Here is a 12,998-nt window from a genome sequence, read left to right on the forward strand (position 1 = left end):
GGTGCAAGCCGGAGGGGCTGTGGCAACAACAGTTAGCGGAGGGTATGGCCAAGAAGGACGGGGTCATTGAGATCGAGGGCGTTGTGACCGAGGCGCTGCCTAACGCGATGTTTCGCGTTGAGCTCACCAATAAGCACATCGTTCTGGCACACATCTCTGGAAAGATGCGCCAGCACTACATCAGGATCCTCCCTGAGGACCGGGTAGTGGTGGAGCTGAGCCCTTACGACCTGACACGTGGTCGTATCGTCTACCGCTACAAGTAAACACTGGGCGGCCAGGGCAACAGCCAAAGGCCGGTCCAGCTGACCAACTGCAACACGCAAAGGAACGCCATGAAGGTCAAGCCGAGCGTCAAGCAGATCTGCGAAAAGTGCAAAGTGATCCGCCGTAATGGCCGGGTCATGGTGATCTGCGAGAACCCGCGCCACAAGCAGCGCCAGGGCTAATTTCCTTCACAGGAAATCCTGGGTTGCTAACCCACGCAAGTAAATAAAAGGCAGCACAAGCTGATCTGGGACACTGAGCTAGAACGAGTCCGGACAGCTAACCCCCGGTCGGAGGCTGGGGCCGTACGGATTGTGCGGGTGTACTGCCTACGACCTCCGGTTTATTCAAGGAGCACTGCCACTATGGCTCGTCTCGCTGGCGTAGACATTCCCCGCGAAAAGCGGCTGGAAATTGCGCTTACTTACATCTACGGCGTGGGCAAGACCCGTGCACACGAAACCCTGGCTGCCACCGGCATCAGCGCTGACGTCCGGGTCAAGGACCTGACTGACGCTGAACTGGTTCAGCTGCGTGACTACATTGAAGGCAACTACAAGGTTGAGGGTGACCTTCGCCGCGAGGTAGCCGCCGACATCCGCCGCAAGGTTGAGATCGGCAGCTACGAAGGCCTGCGTCACCGCAAGGGCCTGCCCGTACGCGGTCAGCGTACGAAGACCAACGCCCGTACCCGCAAGGGTCCGAAGCGTACCGTCGCCGGCAAGAAGAAGGCCGGACGCTAAAAATAGCGTTCTCCCTTCCCCCAATAACTTTCTGTAGGAGAAATAATGCCCCCGAAGACTCGTGGCGCGGTTCGCAAGCCGCGTAAGAAGGACAAGAAGAATATCGCGCTGGGCCAGGCGCACATCAAGAGCACCTTTAACAACACCATCGTTTCCATCACGGACCCGAACGGTGCTGTCATCTCCTGGGCTTCGTCCGGTGAGGTTGGCTTCAAGGGCTCCCGCAAGTCCACCCCCTTCGCCGCCCAGATGGCCGCCGAAGCCGCCGCAAAGCGTGCGCAGGAGCACGGCATGCGCAAGGTTGACGTTTTCGTCAAGGGACCGGGCTCCGGACGCGAGACCGCCATCCGTTCGCTGCAGGCCGCTGGCCTCGAGGTTGGGTCCATCCAGGACGTAACCCCCAGCGCGCACAACGGCTGCCGCCCGCCGAAGCGCCGCCGCGTCTAATTCTTAGCCGGAGCTTGCCCGGACCCTCACCGGTCCGGGCAAGCCCAGCCGCGTTAAGTCATTAGACCGATCTTTCCACCACCTGTGTTGCGTCATATAGCGGATGCTCGCCGAAAGGAAACCTAAGTGCTCATTGCACAGCGCCCCACCCTCTCCGAAGAGGTCGTCTCCGACAACCGTTCCCGTTTCATCATTGAACCGCTGGAACCGGGCTTCGGCTACACCCTCGGAAACTCCCTCCGCCGTACCCTGCTCTCCTCCATCCCCGGTGCCTCTGTCACGAGCATCCGGATCGATGGCGTGCTGCACGAGTTCACCACGGTTCCGGGTGTCAAGGAAGATGTCACCGAGATCATCCTGAACATCAAGAACCTGTCGGTCTCCTCCGAGCACGACGAGCCGGTTGTTGCTTACCTGCGCAAGCAGGGCCCGGGAGTCGTCACCGCCGCGGACATCGCTCCGCCGGCCGGCGTCGAATTCCACAACCCGGATCTGCACATCGCCACGCTGAACTCGAAGGGCAAGTTCGAACTCGAACTGACCATCGAGCGCGGCCGCGGCTACGTTTCGGCAGCTCAGAACAAGTCCGGCGACTCCGAGATCGGCCGCATCCCGGTCGACTCGATCTACTCGCCGGTGCTGAAGGTTACTTTCCGCGTGGAAGCTACCCGTGTTGAGCAGCGCACTGACTTCGACAAGCTGATTGTCGACGTCGAGACCAAGCAGGCCATCGCCCCGCGCGATGCGGTTGCTTCGGCAGGCACCACCCTGGTGGAACTGTTCGGTCTGGCCCGCGAGCTGAACACCGCAGCTGAAGGTATCGAGATTGGCCCGTCGCCGACGGACGCTGCCCTGGCAGCGGACATGGCCCTGCCGATCGAGGATCTGGACCTCACCGTCCGTTCCTACAACTGCCTCAAGCGTGAGGGCATCCACACCGTGGGTGAACTCGTTGCCCGCTCCGAGGCTGACCTGATGGACATCCGTAACTTCGGTGCGAAGTCCATCGACGAGGTCAAGGCAAAGCTTGTTGAACTGGGTCTGTCCCTCAAGGACTCCCCTCCCGGTTTCGACCTTGCAGCCCGCGCCGCAGCCATCGAAGAGGACGACGCCGCTTTCAGCGACGACGAGCTCTAAAACAGATCTTGGCCAGCAGGCTGGACGCACCGCAGCGTGCACAGCCCGCCGGCTTCCATATGAGGAGAAATAGTTATGCCTACCCCCACTAAGGGTCCGCGCCTCGGAGGCGGCCCGGCTCACGAGCGTCTTATGCTCGCGAACCTGGCAGCCGCACTGTTCGAGCACAAGCGGATCACCACCACGGTGACCAAGGCCAAGCGACTGAAGCCCTACGCCGAGCGCCTGGTGACCTTCGCCAAGCGCGGCGACCTGGCTTCCCGCCGTCGTGTGCTCGGCCTGATCAGCAACAAGGGCGTCGTCCACGAGCTGTTCACCGACATTGCGCAGGCAGTGGAGAACCGCGACGGCGGCTACACCCGCATCACCAAGATCGGCAACCGCAAGGGCGACAACGCTCCCATGGCTGTCATCGAACTGGTTCTTGAGCCGGTTTCCGCCAAGCAGGCCGTGGTAGCCGAGGCTACCCAGGCTGCAGCCAAGGCTGCTCCGGCCACCGAGGAAGCCCCCGCCGAGGCTGAGGTTGCCGAGACCGAAGCTGCCGAAGCCAAGTACGCCGGCTCCAAGCCTGCTACCGCTGACAACGTCGCCCCCGAGGGCTTCGAGGTCAAGGGCAACGAGGACTCCATGAAGTTCCACGTTCCGGGATCCCGCTGGTACGACGCGACGGTCGCTGAAGTCTGGTTCGACTCCGCCGAGTCGGCCGAGGCTGCCGGCTTCGCTCCGGCCGGTGGCGAGGCTGCACAGGCTGTTGAAGCTGAGTAGTTCGGCCTTCGCGCCGCAGTAGACTTGGGTCTATGAACGAGCTCAAACCCGCTGCCCCCGTGATGGGGGGCGGCGGGTTTTTGCGTATCCGGCTGGACCTGTCCTACGACGGCGGACCGTTCAGCGGCTGGGCGCTGCAGCCCGGGCTCCGGACCGTCCAGGGAATCCTGGAGGAGGCCCTGGCCCTGCTGATCCGCCGGCCGGTCCGGGTCACAGTGGCGGGTCGGACCGACGCCGGCGTGCACGCCCGCGGACAGGTCGTACATCTCGACCTGAGCGAGGCGGAGTGGCGCGGGCTCAACCGCGGCGCCGAACTGGACCCCTCGGCCGCCCTGCTGCGCCGGCTCCGCGGTGCCCTGAGCCGCGGGCTGGGCGAACTCAGCGGCGCGATCGAGGTGCATCATGCCGCGGTGGCACCGGCCGGCTTCGACGCCCGGTTCTCCGCACTCTGGCGGCGGTACAGCTACCGGATAGCCGACGGCCCGGAACGCTGGGACCCGCTGGGCCGGTACTCGACGCTCTGGCACAAGGAACGCCTCGACACGGCGCTGCTCAACGAGGGCGCCTCCCGGCTGCTGGGCCTGCAGGACTTCCGCTCCTACTGCAAGCCCCGTGAGGGCTCAACCACCATTCGGGAACTGCAGCGCTTCGAGTTCACCCGCGGCGCCGACGGGGTTATTGTCGCCACCGTCCAGGCCGACGCCTTCTGCCACAACATGGTCCGCTCCCTGGTGGGTTCGGCGCTCTACGTGGGGTCCGGGGCCGAACAGCCCGGCTGGCTGTACGAACGGCTGATCGCCCGGCAACGGGACGCCCGGTCCGTTCTCGCCGCCCCGCACCCGCTGGTGCTGGAAGAAGTGGCCTACCCCTCGCCGAGCGGTCTGCTGGCCCGGGCCGAACTGACGCGCGCCCGCCGCGAGTAGTCCGGCCGCGCAGTTCCCCCACCTTTGCCTGCATTAGGCCTGGCTGGGGCGGCGGGTCGGCGCAACACGCCGGGTGACGGCGTCGAAGGTGGGGAAATTCCGACCCGCGACACAGCCGGCTAGAAGGCAGCCGGGTGGCCATCCGCCGGGAGGTCCACGGTAAAGGTGCTGCCGCGGCCCGGGAGGGTGCTGCAGGAGATGGACCCGCCGTGTCCCTCCACGATCGCTTTGGTGATGGACAGGCCGAGTCCGGCCCCGGGGATAGCCCCGTCACGGACCGCCGGGCTCCGGAAGAAGCGGGTGAAGACCCGGGCGGCGTCGGCGGCGGTCATGCCGATGCCGTTGTCTTCCACCTGCAGCAGCACCCGGCCGCCGTCGGCGCGGGCCGAGACCGTCACCGCGCCGCCGTCGGGGGAGTACTTGATGGCGTTCGAGACCAGGTTGTCCAGCGCCTGGCCGATGCGCAGCGGGTCCACGTTTGCCCATAGCGGCGCGGGGACGTCCATCGCCAGTGAGACCTGCGAGGACTGGGCGTGGGCCTGCGCGGAGCCGAGGCTTGCCTCCACAAGCCCGGCCAGGTCGGTCTTCCGCGGGTGGACCTGGACCGCGGAGCTGGCGGACATCAGCAGGTCCGAGACCAGCGCCAGCAGCCGCTCGGCGTTGCGCTGGGCCACCTCGATCCGGCGCAGCACCGGCAGCGGAAGCTCCTCGCCCAGCACCAGGTCCAGATTGCCGATGATCGACGTCAGCGGGGTCCGGAACTCGTGCGAGACGGTCGCGACCACGTCCTCCTTGGCCGCCAGGGCGTTCACGAGCCCGGTCACCTCGTTGTAGACGACGACGGCGCCGCGGAAGTCGCCGTCGTCGTTCTTCAGCGGCCCGGCCCCGGTGGACACCACCCGGCTTCCGGGAGCCGCCCCGAAGCAGACTAGATGGTCAGCGAAGGATTCGCCGGCCAGGGCCCGGCGGAGCGGCCGCCGTCCGGGGGGCAGCGGCGTTGACTGGTCCCGGCCGGTCAGCAGGAGGTGTTCTTCCCATTCCGGATCGGCGGGTCCGGCATGCCCCGGCGGCGCCGCGGACGCTTCCAGCCGGGCCTGCCAGCTGTTGGTGAGCAGCCGCCGGCCGTCCGCCCCGACCGCCACGATGCCGACGTCGACGGTGTCCAGGATGGTGTTCAGGAGCCGCTCGCGCTCCCGGCTTTCCGTCAGAAGGGCCTCCAGTTCCGCCTCCTTGGCCTCGACCTTGCGCTGCTGGCGGCGCAACTGCGCCCTGGCGAACTGCATGGCCAGCGAGACGGCCAGCGTCATCAGGGCCAGGAGCGCCACCGTGGCGATGCGCCCGGGAGCGTTGTCGGCACCGCCGACGATGAACCAAGGCAGGCCCGCCAGCAGTGGACCGAGGAAACTGAGGGACACAATTGCCGCCGGGGCGAGCCTGGAAGCGGAGATCCAGACGACCGGAAGCACAGAAAGCACTCCCAGGCCCGGGAGTTCCTCGGCCGCGGCGACCCGGCTCAGCCCGATGGCGGCCAGATCCAGGACCGGGATAGCCAGCGAGGTGAGCGGCCCGAACCGTTGCCACGGCACCAGGAGGCAGGCCAGGAATAGCGCGGCGTGCAGGGCCAGGGCGGCCTGTCCCCAGGCACTGGAGGTGTGGAGGTTCCAGGCGGCCGGCGCCGCCGCGAGACCGGCGGCAAACACCAGGGTCAAGGGCAGTTGGCTCGCCACCACCCGGGCGCGCGGGGGCAAGGCGCCAAAGTGGCGGTCGACGCCCACGCCGCTAACCAGCCGCCGTTCACTCAAAGACCAGTGTCCCTTCCTCGCAACTGGAGTTTACATTGCTGTCACACTAACTTGACATTAAACAGATGAATGTTGCCCGTGTTACTGCGCCGGTGCCCCAAATCGGCGCCCGGGGTGGGTATTGTGGCAGGACATGCGTACGCCGTAGCCCTGCGGCTCGGCGTGGCAACCGGGGCATGGGGCCCCGGTTTGTAGCGGCTTTAGAGCTGACCGGCATCGGATGTGAGGGTGGCATGACTGACCTTGGGGTGGCCGTTGTTGTTGAGGACGACGCGGATGTGCGCAACCTCGTGGAGGCGGTGCTCCGGCAGGCCGGTTTTGAGGTGCACTCGGCCGCCGAGGGGCGGGAAGGCGTTGAGGTAGTCCGGCACCGGGAGGCGAATGTTGTCACCCTTGACGTGGGACTGCCGGACATCGACGGCTACGAGGTGCTGCGCCGGATCCGGCAGTTCAGCGATGCGTACATCGTGATGCTGACCGCAAGGACGGATGAGCTCGACACGCTGACGGCGCTCCATACCGGCGCCGACGACTTCCTGACCAAACCGTTCCGGCCCCGTGAATTGCGTGCCCGGGTGGCCGCGATGATGCGGCGGCCGCGGCACGACGGCCACGGAGTGCTGACCCTGGCGCCCGCACGGCCGGCCGAGGCCGCCGAGGCTCCGGATAACGTCCTGCGGCACAACGGGCTGGCCCTGAACCCGGAGATGCGTTCGGTGACGGTCGACGGGGAGCCGCTCGCCCTCACCCGCAGCGAGTTCGACCTCCTGCAGGCCCTCCTGCGGGGCGCCGGCGCCGTGAAATCCAAGACCGAGCTGGTGCGCGTGGTGCGCGGGGAGTACTACCGCGCCGATGCCTACATCAGCGAGTCCGACGAACGGGCCGTTGAGGTGCATATCGGCAACCTGCGCCGAAAACTCCGGGAGGACGCGCTGCAGCCGCGCTGGCTGCAGACGGTGCGCGGCGTGGGCTACCGGCTGGCGCCCGCCCGCGCCTAGCGCTCCCAGAGGATGTAGCTGAATTGCAGCTCATCCACGGTTTCGCTGCCGCGGGCGGCGACATCATCCAGGCGCGAGGCGGCCTCTGCCAGCCTGCCGGACCGGATGGCTTCCTCCAGGTCGGCCGCGAGTTCTGCCAGGCGCAGGCCCCCCACCATCGAGGAGGACGTCTTGAGGCTCAGCACGGCGTCAAGCGCGGCCGCCTGGTCGCGGCGGTCCAGGGCCGTGGCCAGGGCGTCATAGCGCTGGTCCCACATCTGCGCGTAGTCCCGGGCAAAGCCTCTGGCGACGGCGGCGCTGTTCAGCTGCTCGCCCAGGTCCTGCAAAGCTGCCGGGTCCACCAGCGGCGCCGCGCCGGAGCACGGTGCCGTCAGAGGGGCTCCGCCGACGGGAGCTTCGGCGGCGGGCAGGGGCCCCGTTTTTCCGTCGTCGGGGCAGGCAGCTAAAAGAGACATGGCACTACGGTACTAGGTGTCCAGACCGGTGCCAGAGGCGGCGAGGTATCCTGCGGAAACCCTGCGGCTATCCTTGACCCGCCCCGGCGGCGTGCTTCAGTGGCCACTGAAAGTCTCGATGGCGTTGATCACGGCGGGCCCCAGAATGGCGATAAAGAGCACCGGAAAAATGAAGAACAGCAACGGGAACAGGATGGTGACCGGGAGCTTCATGGCCTTCTCCTCGGCCCGCTGACGGCGCTTGACGCGCATCACCTTTGCCTGGATCCGGAGCACCCTGCTGATGGCGATGCCGTACGTGTCGGCCTGCACCACGGCCTGGACGAAGCTGCGCAGCTCCGGGATGCTCGTCCGCTCCGCGAGGGCCTGGTACGACTCCCGCCGGCTGCGTCCCACCTGCATGTCCTGCAGGGTGCGGACGAGTTCCTCCGCGAGCGGGCCCTTCCCGTTTTCCCCCGCCCGGGCCATGGCACCCTCGAACCCGAGGCCGGCCTCGACCGAAATCAGCATCTGGTCCAGGGTGTTGGCCAGTTCCAGCTGCATGATCTTCTGGCGCTCCTGGCCCTTGCTGTACAGCAGGAGGTCCGGGATGAAGTAGCCCAGCAGCATTACAAAGAGCCCGACCAGCTTGAGGACCGGCGTTGGCGTGCTGGCGAGCCACAGGCCCAAGAGGGCTCCCACCATCCCAAGCAGCGGTTTGGCTGCCAGCACGCGGCCCAGGGGAAGGGAGGCCGGGCGGCCGGCCAGGGCGAGCAGCCGGTCAAGTTTGCGGACGTAGGCCGTGGGCGTCAGGAAGTGGCCAAAACGTTCCAGCAGCGCCGCACTGGGCGGCCCGGCGGATTCGGCCGGCCCGGAGCCCAGCGAGAGTATGTCCCGGATGGCGCGCTGGGATTTCCGGTCCACGGCAAGCAACGACCACACGGTGTAGGCCAGCGGACCGCAGATCAGCAGGAGGCCGGCAAGGATCAAGGGACTCAACGGAACCTCAGAACTTCAAATCGATGATCTTGCGCATCCACAGACCACCAATGGTCATCAGGATCACGGAGGCAGCCATCATGGCCCAGCCCAGCGGGTTGGTGAACATGACGTTCATGTAGCCGGGGTTGACCAGCATCAGCATGAGCACAATACCGATCGGCATGGCCATCAGGATGTAGGCGGAGAACTTACCTTCGGCCGCGAGGGACTTGATGTGGCCCTTGATCTCGGCGCGCTCACGGATGGTCTCATTGACCTGGTCCAGCACCTCGGCGAGGTTGCCACCCACCTCCCGGTTGATCTGGATGGCCTGCGCGATCCAGACAAAGTCCTCATTGCGCATCCGCTCAGCTGTGTCGTTCAGCGAGGCCAACAGATCGCGGCCAAGGCTGGTCTCGGTGATGACGCGGCGCATTTCCTCCGCAGTGGGGCTCTGCGATTCGCTGCCGGCAGCGTCGATCGCCCGCAGGATGCTGTGCCCGGCCCGCAGGCCGCCGGACAGCAGCTGCAGGGTGTCGCCCAGCTGGTCATCGAATTTCGCGCGGCGCTTGCCAGCCAGGAAGGTGACAACCAGATGCCCGGCCACGGGGGCGAGCGCGACCAGCAGGATGGCCAGCAGGAGACCGCCGACGACGAAGCCGGCCAGTGCACCCACGAAGGCGCCGACCAGCAGGAGGATGTAGAAATCGCCCTGGCCCATGCGCAGCCCCGCCTGCTCGAGGGCCTCCCGGTTGAACAGCCGGATCTTCCGCTGCGCGAAGAAGCCGTCCGCCAGGTTGACGGCGGAACCGGCGAAGCGGCTGAGCGAGGAATCCGTGACGGCCTGGACCGGGCGCCGTCGGTCCAGCGGAACGCGGGCGGTCCCCGGCGAGAGGACCGCCGTGGCCAGCAGGAGGACGGCAGTGACAAGGAAGACGACGCCGGCAGTCAGTGTCATGGCCGGTTCACGCCTTTCCGGCCGGGGCCAGCGGAGCCGCGAAGACGCCGGGGGAGACGTGGATGCCCATGTCCTCGAACCGGTCGATGAAGCGCGGCCGGATTCCGGTGGCCACCGGTTTGCCCAGGAACCGGCCGTGCGCGTCCACCCCGGCGGAGTAGTCGAAGATGAAGGCGTCCTGGAGGGTGACGATGTCGCCCTCCATGCCCTGCACCTCGGTCACATGGGTGATGCGGCGGGTGCCGTCCCGCAGGCGGGAGATCTGCACGATTAGGTTCACGGCGGACGCGATCTGCTCACGGATGGCGCGCAGGGGCAGGTCCATGCCGGCCATCAGGACGAGGGTCTCGAGGCGGGCGACGGCGTCGCGCGGTGAGTTGGAGTGGACCGTCGAGAGGGAGCCGTCGTGGCCGGTGTTCATGGCCTGGAGCATGTCCAGGGACTCGCCGCCGCGGACCTCGCCGACGACGATCCGGTCCGGCCGCATACGTAGCGAGTTGCGCAGCAGGTCGCGGATGGTGACTTCGCCCTTGCCTTCGGTGTTGGGCGGCCGGCTTTCCAGGCGCACCACGTGCTCCTGCTGGATCTGCAGTTCCACCGCGTCCTCGATGGTGACGATGCGCTCGTCGTGCGGCAGGAAGGAGGAGAGCACATTGAGCAGGGTGGTCTTGCCGGTGCCGGTGCCGCCGGAGACGATGATGTTCAGCTTGGCCCGGACGCAGGCATTCAGCAGCTCCGCCATCTCCGGGGTCAGCGTGCCGAAGTCGATCAGGTTGCGGACCGTGAGGGGGACTTTGCTGAACTTTCGGATGGTCAGCGACGAACCGCCGACCGCCAGCGGGGGGATGACGGCGTTGACGCGGGAGCCGTCCTCGAGCCGGGCGTCCACCAGCGGCGAGGACTCGTCGATCCGGCGGCCCACCTTCGAGACGATCCGTTCGATCACCTTGCGCAGGTGGTCCTCGGAGCTGAAGCGCGAATCGGTGAGGGTCAGCTGGCCTTTCCGCTCGACGTAGATCTGGTCCATCCGGTTGACCATGATCTCGGTGACGGCGGGGTCGTCGAGCAGCCGCTGGAGCGGGCCGTAGCCGAGCACGTCGTCGGCGACGTCGCGGACCAGGCGGGTGCGCTCCTCGGTGGAGAGCGGCACCTGCTCGGCGTCGATGATGCGGGTCAGCTCATCCCGGGCGGTGGCGCGCAGCTCGTCCTCCCTGACCGCCGAATCGCTGAACCGTGTGCCCATCCGCTCGAACAAGGCGGTGGCGGCGCGTTCCTTGAGCGCGGCAAAGGCATCCACGGGCTGCTGGCCCTTGGCCCGGACGGTGTCCGGGTGTTCCGCGAACGCCGGCGCGGCGGCAGCGGCGAGGCGCGAGGGCTCAGGGCGGGTCGGCTCGGGGCCCTCTTTTTCGGGGCGGGCAGCCCCGCCCCGCGGGCCGGCGGGCGGCGCTGCGGAAAGTGTGACCGGTGACGACGACGACGGTGCCGGGTGCGTGTGGGGGCCGGCCTCCGCCGCGGAGAGGCGCTCGGAGAGCTTCACCTAGACCACCACCCGTCGGTGCAGCTTCTTCTGGGCGGTCGCGCGCCAGGCCGGGTCGAAGCGCGTCACCAGCTGGCGGAGGCCCTTAACCGCGGGGTCCTTGCGGCCGTCCTGGAGGACCGGAACCCCGCGGTTGGTGGAGTACGCCACGGCCTTGGACCGCGGAATGCTGACATCCACCGGGGCGCCGATGGTGGCCTCGACGTCCTGGACGCTGAGCCCGGACTTCGAATCGGCCATGTTCAAAACCACATGGCGGGTCTCCGGCAGCAGGTCCAGCCGGCGTAGGATATCCAGGCCGGAACGGAGCCCGCGGATGCTGGGCACGTCCATGGCGCTGACCCAGACGACGTCGGTGCACTGCTCCATCGCGGCCAGGCCTACCTCGGGCAGGCCGGGGGCGGTATCGATCACGACGTACTGGAACTGCTCCGCGAGCTGTTCGATCAGCCGGCTGACCTGCTGGGGCGTGATGTCGTCGGCCTCCACCGGGGTCCGGGGTGCGCAGAGGGCGTAGATGCTGCTGGGGTGGACCGTGAGGAAGGCTTTGAGGACCAGCGAGTCCTGGCTGGCCGACGCGGAGACGGCGTCGGTCACGGTGTGCTCCGGGTTCAGGTACAGGCCGGAGGCGACGTCGCCGAACTGCAGGTCCAGGTCCACGATGACGACGCCCATCGGGGCGACCCGCCCCAGCCCGATGGCGATGTTGGTGGCGATGGTGGTCTTGCCGACCCCGCCCTTGGGCGAGAAGACGCCGATCACCAGCCCGCGGGGCCTGCTGTCCGGCTGCTGAACGGCGGTGGTGCGGTTGCGGCTGGCGAACGACTGGCAGGCGCGTTCCAGCAGCACCCGGATTTGCGCCGGATCGGACCCGGGACTGAGGATGTCGCGGATGCCGGCACGCATGGCCAGAAGGATGAAATCGGGGTCGGGTTCACCGACCAGGATGACGCTGAGCTCGGGCAGCTGGACATCAAAGACCGTGGCGAGCCGCAGGGCATCCTCGATGGGCACGTCCGGGCCAAGGATGAGCACCTCGGGACGTTCCTGGTTGAGGTTGGCGAACAGCTCACCGGGGTCCGCCGGGTTGACGAAGGCGAAGGTCTGGACACCGCCCGGCAGTCCGCCCGCGACGGCTTGCCGGACCCGCGTGTCAAAGTCGGCGTTCGGAGTGATAAGGACGAATCGGCTCACTTGTAGACCTCCGGCTTGGTCATGATGCCAGGGCGCCCACTGTCCGTGGCGTCAAGGGGTTCGCGGCTCAACCAGATACTGGCGCCTTCGCTGAAATTCGACGCGTAGACAATCTTTGTCGCCTCGACGTCGTTGACGGCCACAGTCACGATCATCGAGCCGACCGGCAGTGAGGTGTCAGCCGTCGGCGCCGCCGGACCGCTTGGTGATGGCTGGGGGGTAGGCGTGGTGACGGGGGCGCGCTGCACCGCTGTGACGAGGGCCTTGTGGACCGACAGCTGGGTGGTCTCTTTCTCGCTCTTGCCCTCGATTCCGCCGCTCTTCAGGTTGATGAAGACGCCGACGTGGTCCCCGGCGGCGATGCGGCCGCCAACGACGCGCTGCGGTTCGAGCTGGAAGGAGACCTCCTGCAGGCCCTTGGGAATGTCCACGGTACCGCTGGTCTTGAGCGCAGCCGGTTCGATCAGCCGCTCGGCGACGAGCTGCTCGCCGGGCAACAGGTCGACGGCGGTGACCTTGCCGGCGAGCCCTTCAAGGTTCTTCAGAGCCGTTTTGGAGACGGCCTTGCCGGGGAGCTCCTGGCTGGTGACAAAGGCGGCAAGGGTGGCGACCGGGGTGCCGGCGGGAATGGCCTTTTGCACCACCATCACGGTGACCGGCTCCAAGTCCTTCACGGCCCGGCTGTCGGCGCCCTGGGCGTAGCTGACAACGAGGATGGCACCAACGATGGCCAGCACAACGGCGGCCAGTCCTGCCAATAAGCGTGACTTCAAAAACTGCTCCTGAACCGATTAGGGGATTGCGGGGTACAA

General features: G+C 67.1%; 15 protein-coding genes. 8 read left to right on the forward strand and 7 right to left on the reverse strand.

Features of this window, described 5'->3' with window-relative positions; all coding sequences use genetic code 11:
* The first annotated feature begins 44 nt into the window (after nucleotides 1-44).
* The 7 genes from infA (at nucleotide 45) to AC6I9V_RS12330 (ending at nucleotide 4,282) form a co-directional block, all read left to right on the forward strand.
* Nucleotides 45-266, forward strand: coding sequence for a translation initiation factor IF-1 (gene infA, locus AC6I9V_RS12300; RefSeq protein WP_009358723.1), 222 nt, complete (start codon nucleotides 45-47; stop codon nucleotides 264-266).
* Between the two features lie 69 nt (nucleotides 267-335).
* Nucleotides 336-449 (forward strand): 50S ribosomal protein L36, encoded by a 114-nt coding sequence (gene rpmJ, locus AC6I9V_RS12305; protein WP_009358722.1) that lies wholly within the window; start codon nucleotides 336-338, stop codon nucleotides 447-449.
* 183 nt (nucleotides 450-632) lie between these two features.
* Nucleotides 633-1,010 carry a 30S ribosomal protein S13 gene (gene rpsM / locus AC6I9V_RS12310; protein ID WP_011775569.1) on the forward strand — a complete coding sequence of 126 codons (378 nt, stop codon included), beginning with the start codon at nucleotides 633-635 and terminating at the stop codon, nucleotides 1,008-1,010.
* A 45-nt stretch (nucleotides 1,011-1,055) separates the two neighbouring features.
* Nucleotides 1,056-1,457, forward strand: coding sequence for a 30S ribosomal protein S11 (gene rpsK / locus AC6I9V_RS12315; RefSeq protein ID WP_018773682.1), 402 nt, complete (start codon nucleotides 1,056-1,058; stop codon nucleotides 1,455-1,457).
* Between the two features lie 126 nt (nucleotides 1,458-1,583).
* Entirely contained in the window at nucleotides 1,584-2,594 is a 1,011-nt protein-coding gene (locus AC6I9V_RS12320; RefSeq protein ID WP_024366109.1) for a DNA-directed RNA polymerase subunit alpha, read from the forward strand.
* A gap of 75 nt (nucleotides 2,595-2,669) precedes the next feature.
* Nucleotides 2,670-3,359 carry a 50S ribosomal protein L17, sunset domain variant gene (rplQ, locus tag AC6I9V_RS12325; protein WP_497899622.1) on the forward strand — a complete coding sequence of 230 codons (690 nt, stop codon included), beginning with the start codon at nucleotides 2,670-2,672 and terminating at the stop codon, nucleotides 3,357-3,359.
* A 32-nt stretch (nucleotides 3,360-3,391) separates the two neighbouring features.
* Nucleotides 3,392-4,282: a tRNA pseudouridine synthase A gene (locus AC6I9V_RS12330; RefSeq protein WP_497899623.1), complete on the forward strand. Its 891-nt coding sequence runs from the start codon at nucleotides 3,392-3,394 to the stop codon at nucleotides 4,280-4,282.
* Nucleotides 4,283-4,401: 119 nt separating this feature from the next.
* On the opposite strand, the gene AC6I9V_RS12335 is transcribed toward AC6I9V_RS12330, so the two are convergent.
* A complete protein-coding gene (locus AC6I9V_RS12335; RefSeq protein WP_497899624.1) occupies nucleotides 4,402-6,084 on the reverse strand; it encodes a sensor histidine kinase in 1,683 nt (560 codons plus the stop codon).
* A gap of 233 nt (nucleotides 6,085-6,317) precedes the next feature.
* On the opposite strand from AC6I9V_RS12335, the gene AC6I9V_RS12340 reads away from it, so the two are divergent.
* Nucleotides 6,318-7,082 (forward strand): response regulator transcription factor, encoded by a 765-nt coding sequence (locus tag AC6I9V_RS12340; protein WP_497899625.1) that lies wholly within the window; start codon nucleotides 6,318-6,320, stop codon nucleotides 7,080-7,082.
* Here the strand turns inward: AC6I9V_RS12340 and AC6I9V_RS12345 are convergent.
* From AC6I9V_RS12345 to cpaB, 6 genes are all read right to left on the reverse strand, one after another.
* Nucleotides 7,079-7,537 (reverse strand): Hpt domain-containing protein, encoded by a 459-nt coding sequence (locus tag AC6I9V_RS12345; RefSeq protein ID WP_349413007.1) that lies wholly within the window; start codon nucleotides 7,535-7,537, stop codon nucleotides 7,079-7,081. The two genes, AC6I9V_RS12340 and AC6I9V_RS12345, sit on opposite strands and share 4 nt — an antisense overlap.
* A 96-nt stretch (nucleotides 7,538-7,633) precedes the next feature.
* Nucleotides 7,634-8,515: a type II secretion system F family protein gene (locus AC6I9V_RS12350; RefSeq protein ID WP_349413006.1), complete on the reverse strand. Its 882-nt coding sequence runs from the start codon at nucleotides 8,513-8,515 to the stop codon at nucleotides 7,634-7,636.
* A gap of 7 nt (nucleotides 8,516-8,522) precedes the next feature.
* Nucleotides 8,523-9,455: a type II secretion system F family protein gene (locus tag AC6I9V_RS12355; protein ID WP_349413005.1), complete on the reverse strand. Its 933-nt coding sequence runs from the start codon at nucleotides 9,453-9,455 to the stop codon at nucleotides 8,523-8,525.
* 7 nt (nucleotides 9,456-9,462) lie between these two features.
* A complete protein-coding gene (locus AC6I9V_RS12360; protein ID WP_497899626.1) occupies nucleotides 9,463-10,992 on the reverse strand; it encodes an ATPase, T2SS/T4P/T4SS family in 1,530 nt (509 codons plus the stop codon).
* Nucleotides 10,993-12,186 (reverse strand): CpaE/TadZ family protein, encoded by a 1,194-nt coding sequence (locus tag AC6I9V_RS12365; RefSeq protein ID WP_497899627.1) that lies wholly within the window; start codon nucleotides 12,184-12,186, stop codon nucleotides 10,993-10,995.
* A complete protein-coding gene (gene cpaB / locus AC6I9V_RS12370) occupies nucleotides 12,183-12,959 on the reverse strand; it encodes a Flp pilus assembly protein CpaB (RefSeq protein ID WP_349413002.1) in 777 nt (258 codons plus the stop codon). The genes AC6I9V_RS12365 and cpaB overlap by 4 nt, the downstream gene beginning before the upstream one ends.
* Nucleotides 12,960-12,998: the final 39 nt, after the last annotated feature.

This window comes from Arthrobacter sp. SlRoot2-15 (genome assembly GCF_059739345.1).

Coding starts and splice junctions, on each gene's coding strand:
- infA (WP_009358723.1), top strand. CDS start 45: ATGGCCAAGAAGGACGGGGTCATTGAGATCGAGGGCGTTGTGACCGAG.
- rpmJ (WP_009358722.1), top strand. CDS start 336: ATGAAGGTCAAGCCGAGCGTCAAGCAGATCTGCGAAAAGTGCAAAGTG.
- rpsM (WP_011775569.1), top strand. CDS start 633: ATGGCTCGTCTCGCTGGCGTAGACATTCCCCGCGAAAAGCGGCTGGAA.
- rpsK (WP_018773682.1), top strand. CDS start 1,056: ATGCCCCCGAAGACTCGTGGCGCGGTTCGCAAGCCGCGTAAGAAGGAC.
- rplQ (WP_497899622.1), top strand. CDS start 2,670: ATGCCTACCCCCACTAAGGGTCCGCGCCTCGGAGGCGGCCCGGCTCAC.
- AC6I9V_RS12330 (WP_497899623.1), top strand. CDS start 3,392: ATGAACGAGCTCAAACCCGCTGCCCCCGTGATGGGGGGCGGCGGGTTT.
- AC6I9V_RS12340 (WP_497899625.1), top strand. CDS start 6,318: ATGACTGACCTTGGGGTGGCCGTTGTTGTTGAGGACGACGCGGATGTG.
- AC6I9V_RS12345 (WP_349413007.1), bottom strand. CDS start 7,537: ATGTCTCTTTTAGCTGCCTGCCCCGACGACGGAAAAACGGGGCCCCTG.
- AC6I9V_RS12355 (WP_349413005.1), bottom strand. CDS start 9,455: ATGACACTGACTGCCGGCGTCGTCTTCCTTGTCACTGCCGTCCTCCTG.